Raw genomic sequence first — 25,353 nt, 5'->3', positions numbered from 1 at the left:
CGTGGTGGAGGCCGGCATGGAGAGCGCAGGAACGAACACGCAGCCCCTCGGGTGTGACGCACCGGACCTGGTGACCGTGCCGGCCCGGCAGGGCCTGGAGGCCGTGGACATCATCCGCCGGGCCGCGAGCCGGGCCGGCGGGGTCGGCCCCGTACTGCACGACGGGGCCGGCGCCACCCTCGGCTTCCTCGTCCCGCCCGGCACCGCCGACGGCTGGGACCTCCCCGGCAGTGCCTGCACGCAGACCAACGGGCGCGGCATGCGGTTCGGCGACCTGCTGCCCGCCGCCGGGAACAGCGGCTGGCTGCTCCCGCCGGACGCCGTCGGCGCCGTCACCGACCCGGAGGTGCTGCGGGCGGCGCTCGGCGAGGCGGCCCGACTGATCGAGGCCGCCGACAACTGCCGCTGATCCGCCTCGGGCGCCCAGGACGCCCGAGGGGCGCGGGCGGCGGGCGGGGCGGGCCCGGACGGACCGGTGGCGTCCGGGGCGGGGCGGGGTGGGCCGGGGCCCGCGTACGGCCGGGGACAATGGGGTGGTGGCAGGCAAGGGCAGAGGCAGCAGCAGACAGCGCGGGCGCGGTACCTCCGGGGCGGCCGTCGGTCAGGTGGGCGGCGGGAAGGCGGAGCTGGCACCCGACCGCGAGCGGGCCGAGGCCTGGACCCTGCTGCTCGACGGGGCGCCGCAGTCCCACGTCGACCTCGGTGACCCGGGGCACCTCGCGTTCGCGTACCAGCGTCGGATCGGCCACCTCATCGACCTCGCCGCCCCCGCCCGGCAGCCCCTGAACGTGGTCCACCTCGGCGGCGGCGCCTTCACCCTCGCCCGGTACACGGCCGCGGCCCGTCCCCGCTCCACCCAGCAGGTCGTGGAGATCGACGCCGCCCTGGTGGCCTTCGTACGGGAGCACCTGCCGCTGGACCCGCAGGCCCGGATCCGGGTCCGGACACTGGACGCGCGGGCCGGGCTGGCGAAGGTCCCGGACGGCTGGGCGGACCTGGTCATCGCGGACGTGTTCAGCGGCGCCCGCACCCCGGCCCACCTGACCAGCACCGAGTTCCTGGACGACGTACGCCGGGCCCTGGCGCCCGGGGGCTGGTACGTGGCGAACCTCGCGGACGGGCCGCCGCTCGCGCACCTGCGCGGCCAGATCGCCACGGCCGCGGCCCGCTTCCCGCACCTGGCGATGGCCGCGGACCCGGTGGTGTGGCGGGGAAAACGGTTCGGCAATGCGGTCCTGGCGGCCGCCGACCGGGAGCTTCCGGTGGCCGAGTTCACCCGCCGCGTCGCGAGCGACCCGCACCCGGGCCGGGTCGAACACGGCCGCGCCCTCACCGACTTCGCCGGCGGCGCCGCCCCGGTGTCCGACGGCTCGGCAGTGGCCTCCCCGCAGCCGCCGCCCTCGGTCTTCCACTGAGGCGCGTGGCGGCGGGAGCCGGCGCGGTCAGCCCTCGTACGTCTCCACCAGGGGTGGGTGGCCGTTCCAGGTGCAGAACACCGACATCTCGCGGTCGCCCTTGGTGAAGGTCACCCGGATCCAGAACGGCTGCTTCCACACCTGCATCTGCCAGCCGGTGTCCGGGGTCGCCGAGACCAGGTCGGCCGAGGACGCACCGAGGTCGAACACCACCCGGCCGCCGTTGACCGTGTACGCCTTCACCGCGCCGCCCGCACCACCGGCGCCCTGTTCGCCGGCCGCACGCGCGCCCTGCGACGCCTTCGACGACGGCTTCGCGGAGGAGGCCTCCACGGACGCAGACGACGAGGCCGACGGGGACGGAGACGGGGAGGCGGACGCGGACGGGGAGGGGGAGCCGCCGGCCTGCGCGCCGTGCGTCGACGAGGACGGCGGCTTCGTGGCCAACGGCACCGCCAGTGGCGGATCGTAGGCCGTTCCGGACATCACCGTGTGCACGCCCCACCACGACAGCGTCACCGCCGCCCCGGTCGCCAGCGTCCAGGCGAAAGCATGTACAAGTCCTCGGTGCATCAGCCCACATACTGCACCACCGGCCCCGAACACCGCCCGACACCCCGCTGGGTCGCCCGAATGGACTACGGTGCGGCTCATGGCAAGTGTGCTCGTGGTCGAGGACGACCAGTTCGTACGATCCGCCCTCATCCGGCACCTGACCGACGCCGCGCACACCGTGCGCAGTGTCGGCACGGCCCTGGAGGCCCTGCGCGAAGTCGCCCACCACCGCTTCGACGTGGTCATCCTCGACCTGGGCCTACCCGACCTGGACGGGTCGGAGGCGCTCAAGATGCTGCGCGGCATCACCGACGTACCCGTGATCATCGCCACGGCGCGCGACGACGAGGCCGAGATCGTCCGGCTGCTCAACGACGGGGCCGACGACTATCTGACGAAACCGTTCTCCGTGGAGCACCTCTCCGCCCGGATGGCCGCCGTGCTGCGCCGCGCCCGGTCCGCCGCCGGGGCGGAGGGGCCCTCACGGGTCCTGCGCGTGGGCGGTCTGGCCATCGACCCGCTGCGGCGGCAGGCCGAACTGGACGGTGCCGTACTGGACCTGACGCGGCGGGAGTTCGACCTGCTGGCCTTCCTGGCCGGCCGACCCGGGGTGGTGGTGTCCCGGCGCGAACTGCTCGCCGAGGTGTGGCAGCAGTCGTACGGCGACGACCAGACCATCGACGTGCACCTGTCCTGGCTGCGCCGCAAGCTCGGCGAGACCGCCGCCAACCCCCGCTACCTGCACACCCTGCGCGGCGTCGGGGTCAAGCTGGAGCCGCCCCGGTGAGATGGGCGCTGGTCAAGGTGTGCCTGGCGGTCACGACCATGGTGGTCGCCGCCTTCGCCCTGCCGCTAGGGATGGTCGTCCAGGAGATGGCCAGCGACCGGGCGTTCTCCAACGCCGAGCGGCAGGCCGCCACCATCGGCCCCACCCTCTCCATCACCACCGACCCGGGGCAGCTGCGCCGGGCCGTGGAGTCCACCGAGATGGGCGCCGCCCAGCGCATGGCCGTCCACGTGCCGGAGGTCGGCGGCGGCGCGGCGGTGGAGATCGGCACCGGCTGGGCCGGCCAGCACGCCGTGGAGGAGACCCGGCGGCTCGGGCGGGCGATGACGGTGCCCCTGCCGCGCGGCGGTTCGGCGCTGCTCCAGCCCACCGCGTTGGGCTCCGGGGACATCGCGGTCGTGGAGATCCTCGTGCCCGAGCGGGAGGTCAGCAACGGCGTCGCCACCGCCTGGCTGGTCCTCGCGGGCGTCGGCCTGGCGCTCGTCGTCGGCTCGGTGGCGGTCGCCGACCGGCTCGGTGCCCGCCTGGTACGGCCGGCAGAGCGGCTCGCGGACGCCGCGCACCAGCTGGGCGAGGGCCGGCTGGGGGCGCGCGTACCGGAAGCCGGGCCGAAGGAACTCCGTTCGGCGGCCGTCGCGTTCAACTCGATGGCGGACCAGGTGGTGGAACTCCTGGCCAACGAGCGGGAGCTGGCCGCCGACCTTTCGCACCGGCTGCGGACGCCGCTGACGGTGCTCCGGCTCAACACGGCCTCGCTCGGGGACGGGCCGGCCGCCGAGCAGACCCGGGCCGCGGTCGAGCAACTGGAACGGGAGGTCGACACGATCATCCGTACCGCCCGCGAGCAGCGGGCTCCCGGGGCGGCCGGGGCCGGTGCCGGAGCGGGCTGCGACGCCTCGGAGGTCATCCGGGACCGGATGGCGTTCTGGTCGGCGCTCGCGGAGGACGAGGGCCGGGAGGTGCGGCTCGCCGGCGTGGACCGGACGGTACGGATCCCGGTCGCCCGGCCGGAGCTCGCGGCCGCCCTGGACGCCCTGCTCGGCAACGTCTTCCGGCACACCCCCGAGGGCACGGCGTTCGCGGTCGACGTGCACGATGCGGGGGACGCCGTCATCGTGCTCGTGTCGGACGGCGGGCCCGGCATCGACGACCCCGACGCCGCCCTGCGCCGCGGCAACGACGGTGGCCGGGACGGCTCGACGGGCCTCGGGCTGGACATCGTGCGGCGGGTCGCCGAGGGGACCGGCGGCGACGTGCGGATCGGCCGGTCGGTGCTCGGCGGCACCGAGGTCAGGCTGTGGATCGCCCTGGACGACCGGGCCCGGGGCGGCGGGGGGCGCGGCGGGCGGGAGCGTCGCGGCCGGCGCAAGCGGCGCGGTGGCTGACGGGCCACCGGCTGCACGAGCCGGCGGGCGGCCGGGCGTGCGGCCGGGCGGGCGGGCGCAGGGCCGGGCGGCGGGGCGGGGGACCGGGCGGGACGGGCGGCAACCGACGTAACCGGCGGGCGGACGGGGCGCGCCTCTCGGGGTGCGCGCGCCGTTCGTCGGTACGGTCCGCGGCATGGACACCCTCATCTTCGGCGGCCTCCTCGCCACGCTGATCGCCCTGTGCAGGGACGCGTCGCGGACGGCCGTGCTCGGCGCCTGGTGGCTCACGCTGACCGCGGTGGTCCTGCTGATGGCGCACCACCTGGCCGGCGCCCCCGTCCTCGGCCCGATCCACTGACCGCCGTGGCCACGATGGAGAGCATCGTCCCGGAGACCCCGCTGGAGGGCGGTCTGCTGGGACGGGTGCACTACTGGTTCGCGTGCCTCTTCGTCCTCGGCTGGACGGGCGTCGTCGCCGCCGGCCTCTTCGTCCAGTTCGCCCTGGGGCAGCAGCCGTGCCCGCTGTGCGTCGTGCAGCGGATGTTCATGCTGCTGGCGGCGACGGGGGCGGCGTACATCGTCCGTACGGCACTCGCGCACGGGGCGGTCACGGGCCGCGACTACATGACGGGCTGGGGTCTGGCGCTGGTCGCGGTCGCCGCCGGCTCCTTCGCCTCCTGGCGGCGGGCGGTGCTGCACGTGCTGCCGGGCGGCGGTGGCCGCGGCGGGGAGGTGCTCGGCCTGCACCTGGACGTGTGGGCGTGGGTCCTCTTCCAGGCGTCGGCCGTTGCCGTCGGCATCGTGTTGGCCTCCGCGCACGCGACCGCGGACCGTGCCGTTCCGACGGCCGGGCCGGGCCCGCACCGGGCGGCGGGGCTGCTCGCGCTGTGGCTGCTCGGGCTGGTGGTCGCCGTGAGCGTGGCGGCGGTGTTCCTGCAGGAGGGGTTCCACTGGGTTCTGCCGGACGACCCGCGACGCTACGAGTTCTTCCACGACCTGCGGATCCTGGGCGGGTAGCGGGCGGTCGGACCGGCGTACGGACGGACCGGGGTACGGACGGACCGGGGTACGGACGGACCGGCGTACGGACGGACCGGCGTACGGACGGGCAGAGTAGGAAGCATCGGAAGGATCGGAACACCCATGCGCTACGCAGTCCTCGGCACCGGCATGGTCGGCCGTACGGTCGCCGCCCGCCTGAACTCCCTCGGCCACGACGTCGTCATGGGCACCCGCGATCCCGAGGCCACCGCCGACCGCGACGAGTTCGCCGCGTGGCGGGCGGGCGAGCGCGGCGCGGCAGGCGTCGGCCTGGCCGGGTTCGCGGAGGCCACCCTGCACGGCGAGACCCTGGTCAACGCCACGGCGGGGAAGGCCAGCGTGGCGATCCTGACGAAGGCGGGCGCCGCGCACCTGCACGGCCGGATCCTCATCGACGTCGCGAACCCGCTGGACTACTCCCACGGCTTCCCGCCGACGCTGCAACCGGTGAACGACGACAGCCTCGGCGAGCGGATCCAGCGGACCTTCCCGGGGCTGCGGGTGGTCAAGACGCTGAACACCATGAACTGCCGGATCATGGTGGATCCGGCGCGGGTGCCGGGGGAGCACACGGTGTTCCTGTCCGGGGAGGACCCCGAGGCGAAGGCGGAGGTGCGGGCGCTGCTGCACGCGTTCGGCTGGCCGGAGGCGAGCGTCCTGGACCTCGGCGGCATCGAGACGGCCCGCGGGGCGGAGATGTTGCTTCCGGTCTGGCTCCGGCTGATGGGGGCCCTCGGGCACACGGACTTCAACTTCCACGTCCAGGGCGCCCGGCGGGGCAGTACGGGCCTGGTCCCCGGCGCCGACGCCTGAAGCGGGTGCGGGCGGCGCGGCCCGAGCACCCGGTCGGACGTCCAGATATTGCCGGTGCCTGCGGTCGCGCCGAGGGTGGGCCTGACGGAGGGAGTCAGGCATGAGAGTCATGCTCCGGGCCCACATGGACACGGCCGCCAGCAACGAGGGCATCAAGAGCGGGGCCCTGCCCACGGTGATCCAGAAGTTCATGGAGAAGGTGAAGCCGGAGGCCGCCTACTTCGGCCTCCACGAGGGCGTGCGGTCCTGCTGGATCGTCTTCGACCTGGAGGACAGCTCGAAGCTGCCGGCGCTGCTGGAGGACATGTTCCTGCACTTCAACGCCGAGTTGGAGATCGGTCCGGTGATGAACCGCGAGGAGCTGGCGAAGGGGCTGGCCGCCATGGCCTCCTCGCCGAGCTGAGCCGGGCGGCGGCGCAGTCGTACGGCGATGGCTGCGCAGGCGTGTGGCCGCCGCCCCCGGGCGCGGGGCGCAGGGGGGGGGCGGCCGTGAGACGCCGGCGTTCGCCGGTGCCGAAGCCGTTCAGCCGCCGTTCAGCCGCCGGACTGGAGCCGCTCGGCCTGGGAACGGCCGACCTCGGCGGCGCGGTGCAGGTAGTCGGCGATGACGGCGAGCTCGGCGTCGGAGTAGCGGTCCAGGACGGTGCCGAAGGCGCGGCCGGGGGTCTCCCAGGCCTCGCCGATCCGGGTGCGGGCGTCGGGGGCCAGGGCGACGAGGGAGCGGCGGCGGTCGTGGGGGTCGGCGAGCCGCTGCACGATGCCGGCTTTGACCAGGCGGTCGACGAGGCGGGTGGCCGAGCCCGAGGTCAGGCCGGTGAGGCGGGCGACGTCGCCGGTGCTGACGGGCCCGGGCTCCAGGTCGAGGAGCGCGATGCACTGCATGTCGGTGGGGTGCAGGCCGATGTGGTCGGCGAGGGCCTGGGTGAAGAGCGAGTAGCCGGCGTAGTGGCGCTGGCTCTCCGTCACGACGTGCGCGAGCAGCTCGGCGCGGCTCCACTGCTCACCCGAACGGGGGGAATCGGTTGACATCGGGTTCTCCATGCCTGAAATTTAATTGCGTAACGCAGAGAGTGTTCGGTGCACAATCTGTATCGCGTAGTGATCCTATCGTGTGGAGCCACAGCCCGACACGCAAACCGGAAGCAGGTCCCGTCATGTCCATCCTCATCACCGGTGCCCGGGGCGCCGTCGCCCGCAACCTCGCCTCCCTCCTGAGCGCCCGTGGCATCGCGCACCGCCTCGGATCCCGCGCGCCGGACACACCCGGCACGGTCCGCTGCGACCTGTCCGATCCGGCGACCTTCCCCGAAGCGCTCGCCGGAGTCCGCTCCGTCTTCCTGTACGCCGAGGCCTCAGGCGTCGACGCCTTCGTCGAGGAGGCCGCCGCCGCGGGCGTCGAACACGTCGTGCTCCTGTCCTCCTCTGCGGTGCTGGCCCCGGCCGCCGTCGACAACCCGCTGGCCGCGGCCCACCGCGACGTCGAGGAAGCCCTGCTGGCCTCACCGCTGCGGACCACCCTCCTGCGCCCCGGGTCCTTCGCGTCCAACGCCCTCGGCTGGGCCGGGCCGCTGCAGGCCGGCTTACCGGTCCGCCTGCCGTACCCGGGCGCGCACACCGATCCGGTCCACGAGGTCGACCTGGCGGAGGCCGCGTACGCCGTGCTGACCGACCCCGCCCTCGCCGGGCGCGCCTACACCCTCACCGGGCCACAGTCGCTCAGCTTCGCGGACCAACTGTCCCTACTGGGCCGCGCCCTCGGACGCCCCGTGCCGTACGAGACGGTCACGGCCGAGCAGTGGAAGGCCGAGGCCGCGGCCTCCATACCCGCGTCCTTTGCAGACGCGCTCCTCGCCCACTGGGCCGCAGCCGACGGCGTTCCCGCCCGCCTCACCGAGGACGTGCCCCAGCTCACCGGCCACCCGGCCCGGTCCTTCGGGGCCTGGGTCGAGGACCACGCCGACGCATTCCGAAGCGGCGACTGGGGGAACACAGAGGGCCCCGGCCCGCTCGCGCGGACCGGGGCCTCCGGTAAGGGTGAGTGACGGGACTCGAACCCGCGGCCACCTGGACCACAACCAGGTGCTCTACCAACTGAGCTACACCCACCATGTCCGGTCGGAAACCGACCGGCCGAAGAAAAGGGTACAGGGTCCGGGAGGGTGCTCGCTCCCCACATTCCCGACCCCTCCTCCGGAGGGTCCCGGCGGATGACTACTCGGCGTGCAGGACGTACTTCGCGGCAATGGACCGCGCCGTGTCCGAGTCCGGGCCGGGCTGCGGGACGAAGACCGCCTCCCGGTAGTAGCGCAGCTCGGCGATCGACTCCCTGATGTCCGCCAGCGCCCGGTGGTTGCCGTTCTTCGGCGGGCTGTTGAAGTAGGCCCGCGGGTACCAGCGGCGCGCCAGCTCCTTGACCGAGGAGACGTCCACGATCCGGTAGTGCAGGTGGCTCTCCAGCGCGGGCATGTCCCGCAGTAGGAAGCCGCGGTCGGTGGAGACCGAGTTGCCGCACAGCGGCGCCTTGCGGGGCTCCTTCACGTGCTCGCGCACGTACGCCAGGACCTGCGCCTCGGCGTCGGCGAGGGTGGTTCCGCCGGCCAGCTCGTCGAGCAGGCCGGAGGCGGTGTGCATCGCGCGCACCACGTCGGGCATGGTCTCCAGCGCCGCGTCCGGCGGGCGGATCACGATGTCCACGCCCTCGCCGAGTACGTTGAGCTCCGAGTCGGTGACCAGCGCGGCCACCTCGATAAGTGCGTCGTCCGTCAGCGAGAGGCCCGTCATCTCGCAGTCGATCCACACCATGCGATCGTTCATGCGTCCACCTTATGCGCTTGCCCCGGGGATCACGCCGGGTCCGCAACAGCAGAAGGGCCCCCGCCCCGGTGGTGACCGGGGCGAGGGCCCTCAGCAGGCGGGCAGTGCCCGGCGCCGACGCTACGCGTGCTCGCGCAGCACCCGCGACGGGGCGTACAGCTCCGTCACCGTCGGACCCGAGGCGGCCAGCGCCGCCGCCGCCCGCTGGGGCTGCGGAGTGCGCTGGTGCGGCACGGGACCCGCCGAGATCTCCGAGACCTGCGCCGCCTCGGCCTGGGGGCGGCGGGCCCGGTAGGCGGACCGGTAGGCCGCCGGGGAGGACCCCAGCTGCCGGCGGAAGTGCCCGCGCAGCGCGACCGGCGAACGGAACCCGCAGCGCCCGGCGACCTCGTCGACCGAGTAGTCGGAGGTTTCCAACAGCCGCTGCGCCTGGAGCACCCGCTGGGTGATCAGCCACTGCAGCGGCGCACTGCCGGTCAGCGAGCGGAACCGCCGGTCGAAGGTGCGCCGGCTCATGTAGGCGCGGGCGGCGAGCGTCTCCACGTCGAACTGCTCGTGGAGGTGCTCCAGCGCCCAGGCGACGACCTCGGCCAGCGGGTCGGCGCCGATCTCCTCCGGCAGTGACCGGTCGAGGTAGCGCTCCTGGCCGCCCGTGCGCCGCGGCGGGACGACGAGCCGGCGGGCCAGTGCCCCGGCCGCCTCGCTGCCGTGGTCGCTGCGCACGATGTGGAGGCACAGGTCGATTCCGGCCGCGGTGCCCGCGGACGTCAGCACGTCGCCGTCGTCGACGAACAGCTCGCGCGGGTCGACGTGGACGGACGGGTACCGCTTGGCCAGCGTCGGCGCGTACATCCAGTGCGTCGTCGCGGGTCGGCCGTCCAACAGACCGGCGGCGGCGAGCACGAAGGCCCCCGTGCACAGTCCGACGATCCGGGCCCCCTCCTCGTGCGCCAGACGCAGTGCGTCGAGCGCCTCCGGAGGCGGCGGTGACGTGATGGAGCGCCAGGCCGGGACGACGACGGTGCCCGCGCGGGCGATCGCCTCCAGGCCGTACGGCGCGGTCAGCTCAAGCCCGCCGGTGGTCCGCAGCGGACCGTCCTCCCCGGCGCACACGAGCAGTCGATAGCGTGGAACTCCCGCGTCCTGCCGGTCAATGCCGAACACGGAGAGTGGAATGGAGCTCTCGAAGATCGGCCCGCCGCTGAACAGCAGCACTGCAACGATCTCCCTGCGGCGACGCCCCGCAAGCTTCCTGCCGGCGTCCGTGACGACGGCGGTGGAATCCTGGCTCATGGCTAAGCCCCCCTTGGGTGTCGCGACTCCCTGGTCTGGTCGCACCTGCACGTTTCCCCTCGGCCTTGCACGTGGATCCCCCGCCGTAGAACATGATCGAATCTACTGCGTCCCGTGGTGTCGGCGTGACAAGTTCAGCACGCAGCGCTATGTCGACTTGGCAACTTGGCGAAAAGCATTCGATCAGGAAGCGTTCCACTCCGCTACCGGAGCAGGAAGCTCGCGCTCCGCCCGTGGCCAGTACCCGTCGGGTCTTCCGGTCCCCCCGGCATCATCGTTGCCGGTGGTGGGGCGGGCGGAGCGGCATTCCGGCAAGACCGGCAGGTTGACGCGAAGTTGGCTGAAATCATGCGGGTGTGGGTGCGTGAATCGGTCAGTTCCTCCGGGCGGTGCCGCGGGAGCCGTTGCAGCCGTGCCGCGCGCCGCCCCGACCGCCGCTCCGGCTTCCGCCCCCTCCGCGCGAGTGCCGGCGACGCCGGTCCCGCGAGGACCGCCGCCGGTCCTCCGCCAGGACCGCCACGGCACCCCGGCCCCCCTTCTCGGACGCGCGCAGCATCACCCGGCACACCGCCGTGACGGCGACCAGGCCCAGGGTTGCGACGGCGGCGCCGCCGAAGGACGTTCCGTACACGACGAGGACCACCGGAACGAGCAGACAACTGAAGGCGGCCCAGCGCACCACGTCACCCGTGGGGTCGTCCTGGGAGTGCTTGCCGGACCGCACGGACGAGTGAACGGGGGCGGCGCTGACGCGGGGGGCCGGGTCGGCGAACGGGGTGGGCGGCGTCGGTTGAGCGGGCTGGACGGGGTGAACCGGATGGCCGGGCACGGCGTGCTCCCTGCGGGCTCTCCTGGACGGTCGGACGCCTGGTCCAACGGCGTGCGCCGGGGGCCGGTCACTGCGCGCACGGGTGGCGTGCGAGGGTGCTCGTCACTGGCTGTAGGGGGCAGCGGGCATTGCCAAGGCGGCCTCGCTCCGGCATGCTCCGTGGGACACTTTCCAAGTGCGGCAAGCCCTGTCCAGGACAGGAGTGTCGCCGTACCCTGGTGGGTAAGGGCTTGGGGAGGTGCTTCCCGGGCGGAGTGCCGTCACCCTGAGTCGTCGATTTCGCCCAATGTCGCCCCGTTGCCTTGTCCCTTCCCCCGAGGACCCCTTCGCCGAGACATCCATGGCCGGTCACGAATTCCCCGAACCCGCGGACCGCAAGCGCAAGCCGCTCGCCGATCACGTGCCGAGCGATCTGCGCGCGACGGAACAGGCACGTCCGTCCTGCGACCCGGCCTTCCGCCACGGTGTCGTGGTGGGCTTCGACGGCTCCACCTCCAGCGAGCGGGCGCTCGCGTACGCGATCGGGATGGCCCGCCGGTCCGGATCCGGGCTGATCATCGTGCACGTGGCCAATCGTTTGCCCACTACGGTGTGGGCCGGCTGCGAGCCGCCGGTCTTCGTGGACGTGCCCGACCACCGCACGGAGGTCCTGGGGCTGGAACTGGCCTGCGCCGACTACCTGGCGGAGGTGCCCTGGATCCTGGTCGAGCGGGGCGGGGACATCTGCCACGAGCTGGAGGAGGTCGGCCGGGAGTACTCGGCGGACGCCATCGTGGTCGGTTCGACGCACGGGATCGTCGGCCGGATCTTCGGGTCCGTGGCGGGCCGGCTCGCCAAGCGCGCACAGCGACCGGTCGTTGTCATTCCGTAATCGGCGCCGTATCGATTGTGCGGTTGTGCACCCCTGTAAAGGGTAGATAAATGCTGCTGGGACGCAGCACACAACTGCAGATCGAAGGGAGCCCGCCGTGGACAATGGTGTCTCTGCGGGAAGCACGGCCTCGACCTCGACCCTCGGGAACATCGCCCTGGGTCTCACCCTTCTCGCATTCGGTATCGGCCACACCGGCATCATCGGCGGGGTGTCCGCGGCGGACGCCGTCTCGCTCGCGACCTACGTCGGCGGCCTCGGCCTCTTCGTCCTCGGGCTCCTGGAGTTCCGCGGCGGAAACGGCTTCAACGGCACGGCGTTCGCCGGCCTCGGCGCCTTCTGGTTCACCTGGGCCGCAGGGGCCGACGCCAAGGCCTCCGCGCACGCGGCGGGCCTGTTCCTGGTCCTCTTCGCGCTCCTCGCGCTGACCCTCACCACGGGCGCCGCGAGCGGACTGTTCGGCCAGGGCACATACGCCCTGCTCACCCTGTCCCTGCTGCTCCTCGCGATCGGCACCCTCGCCGACAGCGGCGGCCTGGCCAAGGCCGCCGGCTGGGTGGCCGCCGTCTCCGGGCTGCTGACCTGGTACGGCGCCACGGCGGCTCTGGCCCACTGGCCGACCGCCCTCGGCAAGGCATCCCGCGGCAGCACGGTCACCGCAGGCTGACCGGCCGCAGGGCCTGACCGGCCGCAGGGCCTGACCGTGCGGCCGAAACGCGGAACGGCCCCCGGGTGTCCCGGGGGCCGTTCTCGTACGCGCCTGCGTCGGGTCGACTACTCGACCGTGACGGACTTCGCCAGGTTGCGCGGCTTGTCGATGTCCCGGCCCAGGGCCAGAGCCGTGTGGTACGCCAGCAGCTGCAGCGGGATGCCCATCAGGATCGGGTCCAGCTCGTCCTCGTTCTTCGGGACGACGATGGTGTGGTCCGCCTTCTCCTGCTCGCGGTGCGCGACCGCCAGGATCCGGCCGCTGCGGGCCTTGATCTCCTCCAGCGCGGCGCGGTTCTTCTCCAGCAGGTCGTCGTCCGGGACGATCGCGACCGTCGGCATCGCCGGCTCGATCAGGGCGAGCGGACCGTGCTTGAGCTCGGAGGCCGGGTAGGCCTCGGCGTGGATGTAGGAGATCTCCTTGAGCTTCAGGGAGGCCTCCAGGGCCACCGGGTAACCGCGCACGCGGCCGATGAACATCATCGACTTGGCGTCCGCGTACTCGGCGGCGAGCTTCTTGATGTCCTCCTCGCCCTTGAGGATCTCCTCGATCTGGGCGGGCAGGCGGCGCAGGCCCTCGATGATGCGCTTGCCGTCGGTGACGGACAGGTCGCGTATCCGGCCCAGGTGCACGGCGAGCAGTGCGAAGGCCACGACCGTGTTGGTGAAGCACTTGGTGGAGACCACGCAGACCTCGGGGCCGGCGTGCACGTACACGCCGCCGTCGGCCTCGCGGGCGATCGCGGAGCCGACCACGTTGACGACGCCGAGGACGCGGGCGCCCTTGCGCTTGAGCTCCTGCACGGCGGCGAGGACGTCGTAGGTCTCACCGGACTGGGAGACGGCGATGTAGAGGGTGTCGGGGTCCACGACCGGGTTGCGGTAGCGGAACTCGGAGGCGGGCTCGGCGTCCGCGGGGATGCGGGCCATGCCCTCGATGAGGCCCGCGCCGATCAGACCGGCGTGGTACGAGGTGCCGCAGCCCAGGATCTTGACCCGGCGGATGCCGCGCGCCTCGCGCGGGTCCAGGTTCAGGCCGCCCAGGTGGACGGTGGAGAAGCGGTCGTCGATCCGGCCGCGCAGCACGCGGTCGACCGCGTCGGGCTGCTCGGAGATCTCCTTGTGCATGTAGGTGTCGTGGCCGCCCATGTCGTACGAGGCGGCCTCCCACTCCACGGTCTCCGGGGTGGCGGTGGTGGAGGTGCCGCTGGTGGTGTACGTGCGGAAGTCGTCGGCCTTGAGGGTGGCCATCTCGCCGTCGTTCAGGGTGACGACCTGGCGGGTGTGGGCGATCAGGGCGGCCACGTCGGAGGCGACGAGCATCTCCTTCTCGCCGATGCCGAGGATCACCGGGGAGCCGTTGCGGGCGACGACGATGCGGTCGGCGAAGTCGGCGTGCATGACGGCGATGCCGTAGGTGCCCTCGATGACCTTGACGGCCTCGCGGACCTTCTCCTCCAGGGTGTCGGCCTCGGAGCGGGCGATGAGGTGGACGATCACCTCGGTGTCGGTCTCCGAGACGAAGACCACACCCTCGGCCTCCAGCTTGGCCCGGAGCTCGGCGGCGTTGTCGACGATGCCGTTGTGGACGACCGCGACCTTTTCCTCGGTGTCCAGGTGCGGGTGGGAGTTGGTGTCGCTCGGGGCGCCGTGGGTGGCCCAGCGGGTGTGGGCGATGCCGGTGGTGCCTGCGAAGCGCTTGGGGACGCGGGTCTCCAGGTCGCGCACACGGCCCTTGGCCTTGACGACCTTCAGCGCCGTGGACTTCGGGCTGTTGACGACGATGCCCGCGGAGTCGTACCCGCGGTACTCAAGCCGCTGCAGGCCTTCGAGCAGCAGCGGCGCCACGTCGCGCTTGCCGATGTATCCCACGATTCCGCACATGAAGTGTTGCCCCTCCTGAGGTTCGGGTGTCGCTGTCGCCGCTGCCGGAGCGGCGGGTGTGCCGTGACCGCTGCCGTGCGGGCCGGTCAGCCGTAGACGATGCGGCGGAGCTGTCGCAGGGACAGCTCCGGCGGCGCCACGGCCCGGTGCGGCAGCTCGGCCGCGATCCGTTCGAAGATCTCCGCGTTGACGGCCCCACCGGACTGCAGTTCCCGGTGGCGGCGCCGGACGAATTCCTCGGTCGTCTCGTCGAAGTACGCGAGCACGTCGAGCACCACCCGGGCGGCCTCCCCGCGGCGCAGCGCGGTGCTGCGCACCAGGTGTTCGACGAGGTCGTCGTACGACGGGCGGCGGTCGAGCACTCGTAGATATTGACGCCCGGCGCCCTGGAAAAGCAAAGATCCTGCCCGAATGCGGGCAGGATCACGCTGGTACGTACCTGCGGAATGCATCGATCCGCTACTCAACCGGCTAAAACCGACGCAAAACGGCCTGCTTGGCGGCGGCGAACTCGTCCGCCGTGAGGATCCCCGCGTGGTGCAGCTCACCCAGCTCCCGCAGCCGCCGAAGCAGCGCGTCGTGGTCCTCCCCGCCCCCCGCCCCGGCCGGCGCGGACGCCGCCTCCGCCGCGGGCGCCGGAGCCAGCGACGGCGACTGCGCCGGCACCGGAACGGGCTCGGCCGGCGCCGCCGGATGCGGCATCCGCACCGCCACGGCCGCCGCGACCAGGGCCATCAGCGGGTCCTTCTTGAAGCCGAACAGCTCCACCGCGTACGGGTCGTACTTGGGCGCCGGAGCCGGTGCCGCCCCCGCCAGGCCGAACCGGATCCAGCCGTTGTCCAGGCCCTTCGACGGGGACCACTCCACCGACCGCAGGTCACCGACCCGGAACTCGCGCGGCCCGCCCGAGCTCTTGGCCTCCTCCGACGTCCAGTTCCAGTCCAGGCCGACCCGGTCCCCGTCGAAGGCCACCGTCCCGTCACCCGCCCCCACCGTGATCGGCACCGCCGGCCCCGGCAGCAGGTACGCGTCCACCGGCCCCGCCGGCACCTGCTCCAGCACCAGCGCGTTGCGCACCTCGTCCACGAAGTAGTCGGCCACCCCGCTGCGGTCCGAATCCACGGTCAGCCGGTACGGGTCGGAGGCCTCCGGCAGGCGCCCCCCGGTCACCTGGAGCAGCGGGCACGCCCCGTCGCGCAGCCGCAGCCTCAGCCGGCCCGACTTCCGCCCCGGCTCGTGGCTGATCCCCGCCAGCGCCCGCAGGGGTACGACCACCTCGCCGAGGGTCTGCCGCAGCAGACCCACTCCCTTGTCCCGACCGGGCACGATGCGCACCGCGTCCCCGTCGAAGGTCCACGTACCGTCCTTCTGGATGATTTCCGCCATCCGGCGATTCTCGCACCGTCCCCCGCACGGCAGTTGGCCTATACCTGGGCCATGAGAGTCCTGCGACGCACGCTCGGCGCCCTCCTCGTCCTCGGCGCGCTCGTCTCCTGCGCCTCCGCCCGCGGCGACGACGCCCGACCCGGGGACGCCCGCCCAGGCGAGGCCCACCCCGCCACCACCCCCACCCCCTTCCAGCGGCTCCTGCCCGCCCCCGCCTCCGCGCACGCCGAGGGTCCGGGCTACCCCGTCGCGGCGGCCACGGTCATCCGTACCGGCCCGGCCGGCCACGCCGAGGTCCGGCGGGTCGGCGAGCTCCTCGCCGAGCAGCTGCGCGGCCCCACCGGGCTGCCGCTGCCCGTAATCCACGGCTCGGCCGGCGACGGGATCCGGCTGCGGATCGACGCCCGGGCCGAGGGGCTCGGCGAGGAGGGCTACCGGCTGGACTCCGGCCCGCGCGGGGTCACCCTGACCGCCCGCACCCCGGCCGGCCTGTTCCACGCCGGGCAGACCCTGCGCCAGCTGCTGCCCGTGGCCGGGCCGGGCACCGTCCCCGGGGGCCGGATCACCGATGCGCCCCGCTTCGCGTACCGGGGGGCGATGCTGGACGTCGCCCGCCACTTCTTCACGGTGGACCAGGCCAAGCGGTACGTGGACCAGCTCGCCCAGTACAAGGTCAACGCCCTCCACCTGCACCTGACCGACGACCAGGGCTGGCGCATCGCGATCGACTCCTGGCCCCGGCTCGCCGAGTACGGCGGCGGCAGCGAGGTCGGCGGCGGCCCCGGCGGGTACTGGACGAAGGAGCAGTACCGGGACCTGGTGGCCTACGCGGCCGAGCGGTACGTGGACGTGGTCCCCGAGGTCGACATGCCGGGCCACGTCAACGCCGCGCTCGCCTCCTACGCCGAGCTGAACTGCGACGGCAAGGCGCCCGAGCGCTACACCGGCACCAAGGTCGGCTTCAGCTCGCTGTGCGTCGGCAAGGAGCGGACGTACGAGTTCGTCGAGGACGTGCTCGGGGAGCTGGCCGCGCTCACCCCCGGCCGCTACCTGCACATCGGCGGCGACGAGGCCCACCGGACGCCGGCCGCGGACTACGCGGCGTTCATGGACCGGGCGCAGCAGACCGTCGCGCGGTACGGCAAGACGGTGGTGGCCTGGCACCAGCTGGCCTCGGCCCGGCCGGCCGCGGGCGCGGTCCTGCAGTACTGGGGCCACGACCGGACCGCGGCGGCGGAGAAGGCGGCGGTGGCCGCGGCGGCGAAGGCCGGCCACCCGCTGGTCCTGTCGCCGGCGGACCGGCTGTACCTGGACATGAAGTACGACGCGGCGACGAAGCAGGGCCTGGCCTGGGCGGGATACGTCCCGGTGCGCCGCTCCTACGACTGGGACCCGGGGGCGTACCTGCCGGACGTCCCGGAATCGGCCGTCCTCGGCGTCGAGGCGCCCCTGTGGACGGAGACCATCGCGACCCGCGCCGACCTGGAGTTCATGGCCTTCCCCCGGGTGCTGAGCCTGGCGGAACTGGGCTGGAGCCCGGCCGCCGCGCGCGACTGGGGCGCGTACAGCGGGCGCCTCGCCGCCCACGGGGCCCGCCTGGACGCGCAGGGGATCACCTTCCACCGCGCCCCGGACGTGCCCTGGCCGTAGGCGCGGTCCTCGGGCGTCTGCCGCGGACCGGTCCTACGGGCTACGCCTCCGGGGCGGCAGCCCCGCTGAAACGCCGGTACTCCGAGTCGCCGGGCGGGAGGAGGCCGGCGCGGACCAGCGCGGCACCCAGCTCCCCTTCACGCTCCGCGTCCTCGCACTCCAGGCCGCACTGGATGATCTGGGCGACCATCTCGGTGGTACCCGCCAGGAAGATCGATCCGCTGTCCGACTGGTAGAACCACGCCTCGTAGACGGGCGACCCGTCGGCGGCCACCACGTCCCAGAGTTCACAGGAGTACAGCACCGCCTCGTCGTCGGGCGCGTCCTGGTTCAGGCGCCGTTCGGCCGGGAGGTCCTCGTCGTCGTAGGCGGCCCCACACAGCACGAGCTGTTCGAGTTGCACGGGAGCGAGCTGAGCGGGCGAGGTGATGTCCCGCCTGTTGGTGAATTCGACCATGTGTGCGGACGCTAGCAGGCTGGAAGCGGGCGGTGCTTGCGAGGGACCGTATCGTCAAGCACCGCCCGCCCCGTGCCTACCGCCGCGCGAAGGGCGCGACGGGGTTCTTGAGGTTGCCGATCAGCTGGAGGGCTGCCGACGGGTCGGCGAGGTCGACCATCTGCTTGTTGTTGCGCAGCTGGAGCCGGTTGAGGCAGGACAGCTGGAACTCCTCGGCGAACAGGTCGTACCGCTCGAAGCGCTCCGCGAGCTGCGGCATCGAGTCCTGGTAGGCGTGGGCGCAGTCCGCGACCGCCTGCCAGAACACGTCCTCCTCGCAGACCCCCTCGGTGGCGAGGATGGGCCCCAGGAAGCGGAAGAAGCAGTCGAACACGTCCGTGAAGATCGACAGCAGCTTCATGTCCTCCGGGATGTCCGCCCGGATCCGCTCCACCGCCGGCGGCAGGACCGCGTCCGGGTCCATGACCACGATCTCCTCGGCGATGTCCTTGAAGATCGCCCGCTTCACCACGCCGTCCTCGATGACGAGGATGGTGTTCTCGCCGTGCGGCATGTACGCCAGGTCGTACTGGTAGAAGCAGTGCAGCAGCGGCACCAGGTACGCCCGCAGGTAGTGGCGCAGCCATTCCGCCGGCGTCAGGCCCGACTCGGCGATCAGGGCGCCGACGAAGGACCGTCCCTCGGAGTCCACGTGGAGCAGCGACGCCATGGTCGCCAGGCGCTCGCCCTCCTTCAGCGACGCGACGGGCGACTCGCGCCACAGCGCGGCCAGCATCTTGCGGTACGGCGAGTAGCGGTCGGTGGCGCGCTCGTACTGGCGGTGGTGGTAGCCGATCGCCGCCCGCTCGCGGATGATCGAGAAGTCCACCGACTGCAGGACCTCGTCGCCCTCGATCAGGCGGTGCAGCCAGTCGTTGATCGCCGGGGTGGCTTCCATGTAGGCCGCGGACAGGCCGCGCATGAAGCCCATGTTGAGGACCGAGATCGCCGTCTTGACGTAGTGCTTCTCGGGGGCGCTCGTGTTGAAGAAGGTCCGGATGGACTGCTGCGCCAGGTAGCTGTCCGTGCCCTCGCCCAGCAGCACCAGCCGCCGGCCCGCGATCTCCGCGGCGAAGGTCACCGTGGTCTTGTTCCACCACTGCCAGGGGTGGACGGGCAGCAGGTGGTAGTCCGCCAGGTCCAGGCCCTGGGCGGCCATCCGCTCCTCGAAGACCGCGAGGGTCTCCTCGCCCAGCTCCGCCCGCATGAAGGAGTCGTGCTCCAGGCCGGCGCCCGCCGTGAAGGTGGAGACGTCCTTGCGGGCCGCCACCCACACCAGGTGGACGGGGCTCGCCGCCTCCGGCGCGTACGCGCGGAACTCGTGGACGCCGAAGCCGAGGCGGCCGTTGTTGGCCACGAAGCAGGGGTGGCCCTCGGTCATGCCCGTCTCGACGTCCTGGAACGAGGACTTCGCCAGGACGGCGGCCGGCACCTGCGGCTTGGTGTACTTGAAGCCCGAGCCCGCCAGCGTGGAGGAGATCTCCTCCAGGTAGACCGGCAGGACCTCGGCGCTCAGGCCCAGGGCCTCGCGCATCTCGATGTGGAAGTCGAGGGCGTCCAGCGGGAGCTCGGTGCCGTTCTGGAGGCGGGTGACCGAGGACTCGTCCACGGTCCAGTGGTCGAGCTCGTGGCGGGTGGCCGTGAAGCGGTACTCGACGGTGCCGTCGTCGCTGCGGACGGAGTACGATCCGTCGCCGAGCGGCTTCGGGGTCAGCAGGCGCTCGTGGGAGAACTCCGCCAGGGCCTTGCGGACCAGGGCGCGGTTCGCCCGCTCCCACAGCTCGGGGGAGAGGTGGGAGATCGCGTCGGCGAGGCTCATACCGACGCTCCCGTCAGGCCGGTGGCCGCCTCGAACTGCTCGCGGGTGCAGAAGCTCAGCAGGGCCTGCTTCTCCGGCTTCTGCACCGGGCCCTGCGGGACGAAGCCGACGGCCTCGTTCAGGGCGTGCACGGCCGTGTTGTTCACGTCCGGCTCGACCACGACGCGGCGGGTCTCCGGGTCCGCGAACAGGGCGGCCATCACGGTGGTGATGACGGCGCGGGTGAAGCCGTGCAGGGGGGTGTCGCTGGGCGCGACGAGGAAGTGCATGCCGACGTCGCCGGGCTGGGCGTCGTACAGGCCGACCAGCTCCAGCTCGCTCGGGTCGTAGCGCTCCATCAGGAAGGCCGGGCGGCCCTCGTGGAGGCCGATGAACGCGTGGTGGTGCTCGGCGGCCGCGATCTTCATGTACTCGCGCTCGACGTCGGGCAGCGAGGCGTCCTGCATCATCCAGAACGCCGCCTTGGGGTGGGTCACCCAGCCGTGGAGCAGCTCCGCGTCGGAGAACGGGTCCAGGGGGCGGATGGCGAAGGTGCCGAGGTCCGCGTCGGTGCGGGAGTACAGGGTCTCGGTGGTGCTCATATGTGCGTGCCTTCCGGGGCCGCGAACTGCTGGAACGCGATGGACTTCTCGACCTTGTAGTACTCGCGGCCCAGCATCTCCTTGACGAGGTAGGCGTTGCGGTACGCGGCCATGCCCAGGTCGGGCGCGGTGATCGAGTGGTTGTGGACGGTGCCGTTCTGCAGGTAGACCTCGCGGCCGGTCACGTCGATGCTGTAGTTGCGGGCCGCGTCGGGGCGGCCGTGGCCGTCGAAGTTGAGGCGGTCACGGACCGGCGCCAGGAACTCCGGCAGCACGAACTTGTAGCCGGTCGCGAGGATCAGGCCCTCGGTGGAGAGGGAGAAGTCGCGCTCCTGCTCCTCCTGGCGCAGGCCCAGGGTGTACGTGCCGGTGGTGGTGTCGTACGCCGCCGAGTTCAGCGAGGTGTTGGTCAGCAGGGTGGTGGGCACCGGGCCGGGCATGCCGACCTTCTTCTGGTAGAGCAGGTCGAAGATGGCGTTGATGAGTTCGCCGTCGATGCCCTTGAAGAGGTTCTTCTGCTGCGTCTCCAGGCGGTAGCGGGTCTCCTCGGGGAGGGCGTGGAAGTAGTCCACGTACTCCGGGGAGGTCATCTCCAGCGTGAGCTTGGTGTACTCCAGCGGGAAGAACCGCGGGGAGCGGGTGACCCAGTTGAGCTGGTAGCCGTGGACGTCGATCTCCGCCAGCAGGTCGTAGTAGATCTCCGCGGCGCTCTGTCCCGAGCCCACCAGCGTGATGGACTTCTTCTTCTGGAGCTCCGCCTTGTGCTGCATGTAGGTGGAGTTGTGGATGAAGTCGCCGGCCAGCTGCCCGCAGGCGGCGGGGACGTACGGCGGGGTGCCGGTGCCCACGACCAGGCGGCGGGTCAGGTGCGTCTCGCCGCGGTCGGTGCTGACCGAGTACAGGCCGGCCTGCTCGTCGTACGTGACCTCGGTGACGGAGGTGGAGTACTGGACGTTGTCGAGGCGGTCGGCGGCCCAGCGGCAGTAGTCGTTGTACTCGGTCCGCAGCGGGTAGAAGTTCTCCCGGATGTAGAAGGAGTACAGCCGGTCCTTGTCCTTCAGGTAGTTCAGGAAGGAGAAGGGCGAGGTGGGGTCGGCCAGGGTGACCAGGTCCGACATGAACGGCGTCTGCAGGTGCGCGCCGTCCAGGAACATCCCGGCGTGCCACTCGAAGTGCGGCTTCGTCTCGATGAAGAGGCCGTCGAGCTCGTCGATCGGGGCGGTCAGGCAGGCGAGTCCCAGGTTGAAGGGACCGAGGCCGATACCGATGAAATCGTGGGGCCGGCGGGGGTCACGGGGCTCACGAGACGACTGCAAGGGATTCTCCCAGGTACTGCTCGGCGTGGGACGCGAGGAGGTCGAGCACGGCCTCGATGTCGGCCGTGGTGGTCTGCGGGTTGAGGAGGGTGAACTTCAGGTACTGCTTCCCGTCGACCTTGGTGCCGGCGACGACGGCCTCACCGGAGGCGAACAGGGCCTTGCGGGCGTGCAGGTTGGCCTCGTCGACGAGGTCGGCGCGGACGTCGCCCTCGGGGACGTAGCGGAAGACCAGGGTGGAGATCTGCGGGCGGACGACGACCTCGTAGCGGGAGTCGGCGTCGATGATGTCCCAGCCGGCCGCGGCCAGGTCGATGACCTCGTCGAAGAGCTGCCCGATGCCGTCGGCGCCCATGGTGCGCAGGGTCATCCAGAGCTTGAGCGCGTCGAAGCGGCGGGTGGTCTGGATGGACTTGTCGACCTGGTTCGGGATCCGCTCCTCGGCCATGCGGCGCGGGTTGAGGTAGTCCGCGTGGTAGGTGGCGTGCTTGAGGGTGTCGCGGTCGCGGACCAGCATCGCGCTGGAGCTGACGGGCTGGAAGAAGGACTTGTGGTAGTCGACCGTCACCGAGTCGGCGTGCTCGATGCCGTCGAGCAGGTGCCGGCGGGTGGGGGAGACCAGCAGTCCGCAGCCGTAGGCGGCGTCCACGTGCATCCACGCGGAGTGCTCGGCGGTCAGGCGGGCGATCTCGGGGAGCGGGTCGATGGACCCGAAGTCGGTGGTGCCGGCGGTGGCCACGACGGCCATCGGGTGCAGGCCCTCGCGGACGCACTCCTCCAGCTCCAGGGCGAGGACGGAGGTGTCCATGCGGCGGTTGCGGTCGACCGGGACGGCGATGACGGCCTCGTAGCCGAGTCCGAGCATGGCGGCCGACTTCTTGACGCTGAAGTGGCTGGCCTCGGAGGTGAAGATGCGCAGCTTCGGCAGCACCTCGGACTTGGCCAGGGCGCGTCCGCTGCCCTGCATGACCTTCCGGCAGGCCTCGTCGCGGGCCAGGAGCAGCGCGTGGAAGTTGGACTGGCTGCCGCCGGAGGTGAAGATGCCGTCCGCGGCCGGGCCGAGGCCGATGCGCCCGGCGGTCCAGTCGATCAGGCGGCGCTCGATGAGGGTGCCGCCGATGGACTGGTCCCAGGTGTCCAGGGAGGAGTTGACGGCCGAGAGGATCGCCTCGCCGAGGACGGCGGGGATGACGACCGGGCAGTTGAGGTGGCCCAGGTAGCGCGGGTGGTGGAAGTACACCGCGTCCCGCAGGTAGACCTCCTCCAGCTCGTCGAGGACGGCGGCCGGGTCGTCCAGGGGCCGGTCCAGGTCGATCCCGTTGACGACCGGGGCGAGTTCGTCGACCGATATCCCGGTGTGGGGTCCCTGGACGCTCGCGAGTTTGGCCGCGACGCGCTCGACGCCCTCGGTGACGGAGCGGCGGTAGTGCTCCGAGGTCGTCTCGTTCAGGAGATGCGAGCGCATCAACTTTCCTCCGGGCAGGGGGAGAAGGGTGGGGAAGGTGGTTCTTAGGTTAGCCTAACCTAAGTTGCAAGCCAAATGGAGGCGGGCCCTGGCCGAAAAGCCAGGGCCCGCCGAAGAGCCGTCGAGCGTGTCCACGGGCCGCTGCGGAGCTGCGCGCGGCTGCCCGGAGTCCGCTACAGGGCGGCGCCGGGGTCCTCGCTGGGAGCCCGGCCCGCGTACGCCTCGGCGAGGAGCTCCTCCTCGCTCGCCCCCAGGCGCCAGTAGCCGGTGAAGCGCACCGCACGCCGGTCGATGGAACGTTCCTGCACCAGGTGGCGGCGTACGGCGCGGATGGTGCCGGCCTCGCCCGCCAGCCAGGCGTACGGGGTTCCGGAGGTGGGCAGTTCGGCCGCGCGCACCGTGTCCACGACGCGCCCGGTACGACCCGGGCCGGCCTCCCGCACGATCCAGGTGACGTCCGCTCCCGCCGGGGCGGCCAGGTCGAGCCGGTCATCGGCGTGAGGGACCTCGAAGAAGGCCGTGACCCGCAGGTCGGCGTCGAGCCCCTCCAAGATGGCCGCGGCCGCAGGCAGCGCCGTCTCGTCCGCGTACATCACCAGCGCGTCGGTGCCGGCGGGCGGCTGGAAGCGCACGGACTTGTTCTCCGCGACGGCCGGGCCGATCGCCAGGATCCGACGGCCGGTCACCGCCCGCCCGGCCCAGGAGGAAGCCGGGGAGGAGTCCCCGTGCAGCACGAAGTCGATGTCGACCTCGACCGCCCCCTCGGCCGTCGTGCGCTGCTCGCGCACGGTGTAGGAGCGCATCACCGGGCGCTCCTCGTCCGGCATCCCGCGCCAGCCCGCGAACCAGGTGTCCTCGTCCGTGGACGGAAGCTCGGTGTGCTCCCGGTGGGCGGGCGGCAGGAAGAGCGACAGGCTCTGGTCCCGGCCGCCCGAGCGGAAGTCCGCGAGGGCCTCGCCGCCGAAGGTGACCCGCAGGAACGAGTGGCCGAGGCGCCGGGTGCGGACCACTTCCATCGTGAAGAAACGGAAGTGGGCCACGGCCCCGGTGCTCTCGGGCGCGGTGGCGGTCATGCGGAGTCCCCCTGGGAAGTCGGGCGGGCGCCGGGCCCGGGGCGGTTGCCGCGGTCCCGGCGCCGGTGGCCGGTGGTGCCTTCAGGTCGGTGGGCCGTCAGGCGGGTGGTGCCGTCAGGCCGGTGGTGCCGTCAGGCCGGTGGTCAGCTGACCTTCTTGGCGCCCTGGATGGCCTTGGCCAGGTCCTCCAGGATCTTGGTGCACTTCTCGTACGAGTAGATCGGCTCGGTCACGCGCGGGGCGACCTGGCCGGCCTTGACGGCGGGCAGCTCGGTCCAGGTCGGCTTGGCCTTCAGGTCCTCCGGCTGGGCGGTGCCGGTGCGGTTGTCGAGCAGGACCAGGTCGGCCTTGTACTTGCCGGCGTTCTCCCAGCTGAGGCTCTCGAAGAAGCCGCCCTGGTCGAGCTTGTCCTGCTCCGGGACGACGAACTCGACGCCCAGGGTCTCGAAGTACTTCAGGTCGGCCGAGGTCTTCGGGGTGGAGACGTAGAACAGGTCGGCGGTGCCGGAGCCGACGAGCACCTTGATGCCCGGGTTGGCCTTGGTGGCCTCGCGGACCTTGTTGGCGGCGGCCTCGAAGGCGGCCTTCGCGTCGGTGGTCTTCTTGGCGTTCAGGTCGGCGCCGAGGGCCTTGGCCAGGTCGGCCGTGCGCTGCAGGGCCTGGTCCATGGAGGCGTTGCCGCCCGTGCCGATCGCGGCGGCCGGGGCCAGCTTCAGGATCTTGTCCTTGGAGGCCTCGGGGACGTACCAGTACGTGCCGTCCCAGGTGTTGGTGACCAGCAGCTCGGGCTGGAGGGAGGCGTACTTCTCGACGTTGAACTCGTCGTAGACGTTGCCGAGGATCTCCACCTTGGAGATGTCCATCGAACCGGCCGTCACGTCCGGCTTGCCGTCGGGGGTCTTGGTCGGGCCGAACACGCCCTTGACCTGGACGCCGTAGTCGTAGAGCGCGGCGGCCGTGCCGGTGTAGGCCACGACGTTCTTCGGCTGGGCCTTCAGGCTGATGTCCTTGCCGAGGTCGTCCTTGAAGGTCCAGGCGCCCGAGGCCGCGGCACCCTTGTCCTTGTCGCCCTCGCTCTTCGCCGAGCCGGAGCCGCCGCCGCACGCGGTCAGCGCCGCGACGAGGCCGAGAGCGCCGCCGGCGGCGATGAGACCGCGACGGGTGAAGGGGGAGGTACGGGACTTGGGCAT

The 25,353-nt window shown here is 72.2% G+C and carries 27 protein-coding genes and 1 tRNA gene; 12 read left to right on the top strand and 16 right to left on the bottom strand.

Annotation, left to right across the window (positions count from 1 at the left end):
* The first annotated feature begins 16 nt into the window (after positions 1-16).
* A complete protein-coding gene (locus tag ACFV7Q_RS09065) occupies positions 17-409 on the top strand; it encodes a hypothetical protein (protein ID WP_385425598.1) in 393 nt (130 codons plus the stop codon).
* A 127-nt stretch (positions 410-536) separates the two neighbouring features.
* Positions 537-1,415, top strand: coding sequence for a spermidine synthase (locus tag ACFV7Q_RS09060; protein WP_385425595.1), 879 nt, complete (start codon positions 537-539; stop codon positions 1,413-1,415).
* Between the two features lie 27 nt (positions 1,416-1,442).
* Here the strand turns inward: ACFV7Q_RS09060 and ACFV7Q_RS09055 are convergent, their stop codons facing one another.
* Complete coding sequence (locus ACFV7Q_RS09055) at positions 1,443-1,988, bottom strand: hypothetical protein (protein ID WP_385425593.1); 546 nt, start codon at positions 1,986-1,988, stop codon at positions 1,443-1,445.
* 79 nt (positions 1,989-2,067) lie between these two features.
* On the opposite strand from ACFV7Q_RS09055, the gene ACFV7Q_RS09050 reads away from it, so the two are divergent.
* The 6 genes from ACFV7Q_RS09050 to ACFV7Q_RS09025 all read left to right on the top strand — a co-directional run bounded on the left by ACFV7Q_RS09050 (position 2,068) and on the right by ACFV7Q_RS09025 (position 6,381).
* Positions 2,068-2,757 carry a response regulator transcription factor gene (locus ACFV7Q_RS09050; protein ID WP_385425590.1) on the top strand — a complete coding sequence of 230 codons (690 nt, stop codon included), beginning with the start codon at positions 2,068-2,070 and terminating at the stop codon, positions 2,755-2,757.
* The gene (locus ACFV7Q_RS09045) at positions 2,754-4,142 is read left to right on the top strand and encodes a sensor histidine kinase (protein WP_385425587.1); all 1,389 of its coding nucleotides are present in this window, start codon (positions 2,754-2,756) and stop codon (positions 4,140-4,142) included. The genes ACFV7Q_RS09050 and ACFV7Q_RS09045 overlap by 4 nt, the downstream gene beginning before the upstream one ends.
* Positions 4,143-4,317: 175 nt before the next feature.
* Positions 4,318-4,482, top strand: a complete 165-nt coding sequence (locus ACFV7Q_RS09040) for a DUF5993 family protein (protein ID WP_385425584.1) — start codon at positions 4,318-4,320, stop codon at positions 4,480-4,482.
* A 14-nt stretch (positions 4,483-4,496) separates the two neighbouring features.
* Positions 4,497-5,141, top strand: a complete 645-nt coding sequence (locus ACFV7Q_RS09035) for a disulfide bond formation protein B (RefSeq protein ID WP_385425647.1) — start codon at positions 4,497-4,499, stop codon at positions 5,139-5,141.
* Positions 5,142-5,267: 126 nt separating this feature from the next.
* The gene (locus ACFV7Q_RS09030) at positions 5,268-5,978 is read left to right on the top strand and encodes an NADPH-dependent F420 reductase (RefSeq protein ID WP_385425581.1); all 711 of its coding nucleotides are present in this window, start codon (positions 5,268-5,270) and stop codon (positions 5,976-5,978) included.
* A 100-nt stretch (positions 5,979-6,078) separates the two neighbouring features.
* Positions 6,079-6,381: a hypothetical protein gene (locus ACFV7Q_RS09025; RefSeq protein WP_385425578.1), complete on the top strand. Its 303-nt coding sequence runs from the start codon at positions 6,079-6,081 to the stop codon at positions 6,379-6,381.
* Positions 6,382-6,512: 131 nt separating this feature from the next.
* Here the strand turns inward: ACFV7Q_RS09025 and ACFV7Q_RS09020 are convergent, their stop codons facing one another.
* Entirely contained in the window at positions 6,513-7,007 is a 495-nt protein-coding gene (locus tag ACFV7Q_RS09020; protein ID WP_385425575.1) for a MarR family winged helix-turn-helix transcriptional regulator, read from the bottom strand.
* Between the two features lie 125 nt (positions 7,008-7,132).
* Here ACFV7Q_RS09020 and ACFV7Q_RS09015 point away from each other — a divergent pair, with 125 nt between their 5' ends.
* Positions 7,133-8,020 carry an NAD(P)H-binding protein gene (locus tag ACFV7Q_RS09015; RefSeq protein ID WP_385425572.1) on the top strand — a complete coding sequence of 296 codons (888 nt, stop codon included), beginning with the start codon at positions 7,133-7,135 and terminating at the stop codon, positions 8,018-8,020.
* On the opposite strand, the gene ACFV7Q_RS09010 is transcribed toward ACFV7Q_RS09015, so the two are convergent.
* The 4 genes from ACFV7Q_RS09010 to ACFV7Q_RS08995 form a co-directional block, all read right to left on the bottom strand.
* Positions 8,012-8,084: transfer RNA gene (locus tag ACFV7Q_RS09010), tRNA-His, on the bottom strand. The genes ACFV7Q_RS09015 and ACFV7Q_RS09010 overlap by 9 nt on opposite strands.
* A 105-nt stretch (positions 8,085-8,189) precedes the next feature.
* Positions 8,190-8,792, bottom strand: coding sequence for an oligoribonuclease (gene orn / locus ACFV7Q_RS09005; RefSeq protein WP_385425569.1), 603 nt, complete (start codon positions 8,790-8,792; stop codon positions 8,190-8,192).
* A 120-nt stretch (positions 8,793-8,912) separates the two neighbouring features.
* A complete protein-coding gene (locus ACFV7Q_RS09000; RefSeq protein WP_385425567.1) occupies positions 8,913-10,085 on the bottom strand; it encodes a helix-turn-helix domain-containing protein in 1,173 nt (390 codons plus the stop codon).
* A gap of 373 nt (positions 10,086-10,458) precedes the next feature.
* Positions 10,459-10,914, bottom strand: a complete 456-nt coding sequence (locus ACFV7Q_RS08995) for a hypothetical protein (protein ID WP_385425563.1) — start codon at positions 10,912-10,914, stop codon at positions 10,459-10,461.
* A gap of 340 nt (positions 10,915-11,254) precedes the next feature.
* Between ACFV7Q_RS08995 and ACFV7Q_RS08990 the strand changes: the two genes are divergently transcribed.
* Together ACFV7Q_RS08990 and ACFV7Q_RS08985 are read left to right on the top strand one after the other, a co-directional pair.
* Complete coding sequence (locus tag ACFV7Q_RS08990) at positions 11,255-11,785, top strand: universal stress protein (RefSeq protein WP_385425560.1); 531 nt, start codon at positions 11,255-11,257, stop codon at positions 11,783-11,785.
* A gap of 97 nt (positions 11,786-11,882) precedes the next feature.
* Complete coding sequence (locus ACFV7Q_RS08985) at positions 11,883-12,452, top strand: GPR1/FUN34/YaaH family transporter (RefSeq protein ID WP_385425557.1); 570 nt, start codon at positions 11,883-11,885, stop codon at positions 12,450-12,452.
* A 107-nt stretch (positions 12,453-12,559) separates the two neighbouring features.
* Here the strand turns inward: ACFV7Q_RS08985 and glmS are convergent, their stop codons facing one another.
* The 3 genes from glmS to ACFV7Q_RS08970 all read right to left on the bottom strand — a co-directional run bounded on the left by glmS (position 12,560) and on the right by ACFV7Q_RS08970 (position 15,763).
* Positions 12,560-14,377: a glutamine--fructose-6-phosphate transaminase (isomerizing) gene (glmS, locus tag ACFV7Q_RS08980; protein WP_385425554.1), complete on the bottom strand. Its 1,818-nt coding sequence runs from the start codon at positions 14,375-14,377 to the stop codon at positions 12,560-12,562.
* Between the two features lie 86 nt (positions 14,378-14,463).
* A complete protein-coding gene (locus ACFV7Q_RS08975; RefSeq protein ID WP_385425551.1) occupies positions 14,464-14,739 on the bottom strand; it encodes a hypothetical protein in 276 nt (91 codons plus the stop codon).
* Positions 14,740-14,848: 109 nt separating this feature from the next.
* Positions 14,849-15,763 (bottom strand): DUF4429 domain-containing protein, encoded by a 915-nt coding sequence (locus tag ACFV7Q_RS08970; RefSeq protein ID WP_385425548.1) that lies wholly within the window; start codon positions 15,761-15,763, stop codon positions 14,849-14,851.
* Positions 15,764-15,814: 51 nt separating this feature from the next.
* On the opposite strand from ACFV7Q_RS08970, the gene ACFV7Q_RS08965 reads away from it, so the two are divergent.
* Positions 15,815-17,413, top strand: coding sequence for a beta-N-acetylhexosaminidase (locus tag ACFV7Q_RS08965; RefSeq protein WP_385425545.1), 1,599 nt, complete (start codon positions 15,815-15,817; stop codon positions 17,411-17,413).
* 40 nt (positions 17,414-17,453) lie between these two features.
* On the opposite strand, the gene ACFV7Q_RS08960 is transcribed toward ACFV7Q_RS08965, so the two are convergent.
* From ACFV7Q_RS08960 to ACFV7Q_RS08930, 7 genes are all read right to left on the bottom strand, one after another.
* Positions 17,454-17,870 carry a hypothetical protein gene (locus ACFV7Q_RS08960; protein ID WP_385425542.1) on the bottom strand — a complete coding sequence of 139 codons (417 nt, stop codon included), beginning with the start codon at positions 17,868-17,870 and terminating at the stop codon, positions 17,454-17,456.
* Between the two features lie 76 nt (positions 17,871-17,946).
* A complete protein-coding gene (locus ACFV7Q_RS08955; RefSeq protein ID WP_385425539.1) occupies positions 17,947-19,728 on the bottom strand; it encodes an IucA/IucC family protein in 1,782 nt (593 codons plus the stop codon).
* Positions 19,725-20,309 (bottom strand): GNAT family N-acetyltransferase, encoded by a 585-nt coding sequence (locus ACFV7Q_RS08950; RefSeq protein ID WP_385425536.1) that lies wholly within the window; start codon positions 20,307-20,309, stop codon positions 19,725-19,727. The genes ACFV7Q_RS08955 and ACFV7Q_RS08950 overlap by 4 nt, the downstream gene beginning before the upstream one ends.
* A complete protein-coding gene (locus tag ACFV7Q_RS08945) occupies positions 20,306-21,625 on the bottom strand; it encodes a lysine N(6)-hydroxylase/L-ornithine N(5)-oxygenase family protein (protein ID WP_385425533.1) in 1,320 nt (439 codons plus the stop codon). Before ACFV7Q_RS08945 ends, ACFV7Q_RS08950 begins: the two co-directional genes overlap by 4 nt.
* On the bottom strand, positions 21,609-23,090 hold the full coding sequence (locus tag ACFV7Q_RS08940) for a pyridoxal phosphate-dependent decarboxylase family protein (RefSeq protein WP_385425530.1): 1,482 nt from the start codon (positions 23,088-23,090) through the stop codon (positions 21,609-21,611). The genes ACFV7Q_RS08945 and ACFV7Q_RS08940 overlap by 17 nt, the downstream gene beginning before the upstream one ends.
* A gap of 173 nt (positions 23,091-23,263) precedes the next feature.
* Complete coding sequence (locus ACFV7Q_RS08935) at positions 23,264-24,163, bottom strand: siderophore-interacting protein (RefSeq protein WP_385425527.1); 900 nt, start codon at positions 24,161-24,163, stop codon at positions 23,264-23,266.
* 143 nt (positions 24,164-24,306) lie between these two features.
* Complete coding sequence (locus ACFV7Q_RS08930; protein WP_385425524.1) at positions 24,307-25,353, bottom strand: ABC transporter substrate-binding protein; 1,047 nt, start codon at positions 25,351-25,353, stop codon at positions 24,307-24,309.

It is taken from the genome of Streptomyces sp. NPDC059851 (assembly GCF_042732005.1).
Lineage (GTDB): Bacteria > Actinomycetota > Actinomycetes > Streptomycetales > Streptomycetaceae > Streptomyces.
The sequence above is the reverse complement of the archived record's forward strand: the minus strand, read 5'-3'. Positions and strand labels throughout refer to the sequence as shown.

Excerpts from the sequence above, each read along its gene's own strand:
- ACFV7Q_RS08965 (WP_385425545.1), top strand. The coding sequence starts at position 15,815 with ATGAGAGTCCTGCGACGCACGCTCGGCGCCCTCCTCGTCCTCGGCGCG.
- ACFV7Q_RS08950 (WP_385425536.1), bottom strand. The coding sequence starts at position 20,309 with ATGAGCACCACCGAGACCCTGTACTCCCGCACCGACGCGGACCTCGGC.
- ACFV7Q_RS08940 (WP_385425530.1), bottom strand. The coding sequence starts at position 23,090 with ATGCGCTCGCATCTCCTGAACGAGACGACCTCGGAGCACTACCGCCGC.
- ACFV7Q_RS08930 (WP_385425524.1), bottom strand. The coding sequence starts at position 25,353 with ATGCCCAAGTCCCGTACCTCCCCCTTCACCCGTCGCGGTCTCATCGCC.
- orn (WP_385425569.1), bottom strand. The coding sequence starts at position 8,792 with ATGAACGATCGCATGGTGTGGATCGACTGCGAGATGACGGGCCTCTCG.
- ACFV7Q_RS09065 (WP_385425598.1), top strand. The coding sequence starts at position 17 with ATGGAGAGCGCAGGAACGAACACGCAGCCCCTCGGGTGTGACGCACCG.
- ACFV7Q_RS08990 (WP_385425560.1), top strand. The coding sequence starts at position 11,255 with ATGGCCGGTCACGAATTCCCCGAACCCGCGGACCGCAAGCGCAAGCCG.
- ACFV7Q_RS09025 (WP_385425578.1), top strand. The coding sequence starts at position 6,079 with ATGAGAGTCATGCTCCGGGCCCACATGGACACGGCCGCCAGCAACGAG.
- ACFV7Q_RS09030 (WP_385425581.1), top strand. The coding sequence starts at position 5,268 with ATGCGCTACGCAGTCCTCGGCACCGGCATGGTCGGCCGTACGGTCGCC.
- ACFV7Q_RS09020 (WP_385425575.1), bottom strand. The coding sequence starts at position 7,007 with ATGTCAACCGATTCCCCCCGTTCGGGTGAGCAGTGGAGCCGCGCCGAG.
- ACFV7Q_RS09000 (WP_385425567.1), bottom strand. The coding sequence starts at position 10,085 with ATGAGCCAGGATTCCACCGCCGTCGTCACGGACGCCGGCAGGAAGCTT.
- ACFV7Q_RS09055 (WP_385425593.1), bottom strand. The coding sequence starts at position 1,988 with ATGCACCGAGGACTTGTACATGCTTTCGCCTGGACGCTGGCGACCGGG.
- glmS (WP_385425554.1), bottom strand. The coding sequence starts at position 14,377 with ATGTGCGGAATCGTGGGATACATCGGCAAGCGCGACGTGGCGCCGCTG.
- ACFV7Q_RS08935 (WP_385425527.1), bottom strand. The coding sequence starts at position 24,163 with ATGACCGCCACCGCGCCCGAGAGCACCGGGGCCGTGGCCCACTTCCGT.
- ACFV7Q_RS08960 (WP_385425542.1), bottom strand. The coding sequence starts at position 17,870 with ATGGTCGAATTCACCAACAGGCGGGACATCACCTCGCCCGCTCAGCTC.
- ACFV7Q_RS09015 (WP_385425572.1), top strand. The coding sequence starts at position 7,133 with ATGTCCATCCTCATCACCGGTGCCCGGGGCGCCGTCGCCCGCAACCTC.
- ACFV7Q_RS08955 (WP_385425539.1), bottom strand. The coding sequence starts at position 19,728 with ATGAGCCTCGCCGACGCGATCTCCCACCTCTCCCCCGAGCTGTGGGAG.
- ACFV7Q_RS08970 (WP_385425548.1), bottom strand. The coding sequence starts at position 15,763 with ATGGCGGAAATCATCCAGAAGGACGGTACGTGGACCTTCGACGGGGAC.
- ACFV7Q_RS09040 (WP_385425584.1), top strand. The coding sequence starts at position 4,318 with ATGGACACCCTCATCTTCGGCGGCCTCCTCGCCACGCTGATCGCCCTG.
- ACFV7Q_RS09035 (WP_385425647.1), top strand. The coding sequence starts at position 4,497 with ATGGAGAGCATCGTCCCGGAGACCCCGCTGGAGGGCGGTCTGCTGGGA.
- ACFV7Q_RS09050 (WP_385425590.1), top strand. The coding sequence starts at position 2,068 with ATGGCAAGTGTGCTCGTGGTCGAGGACGACCAGTTCGTACGATCCGCC.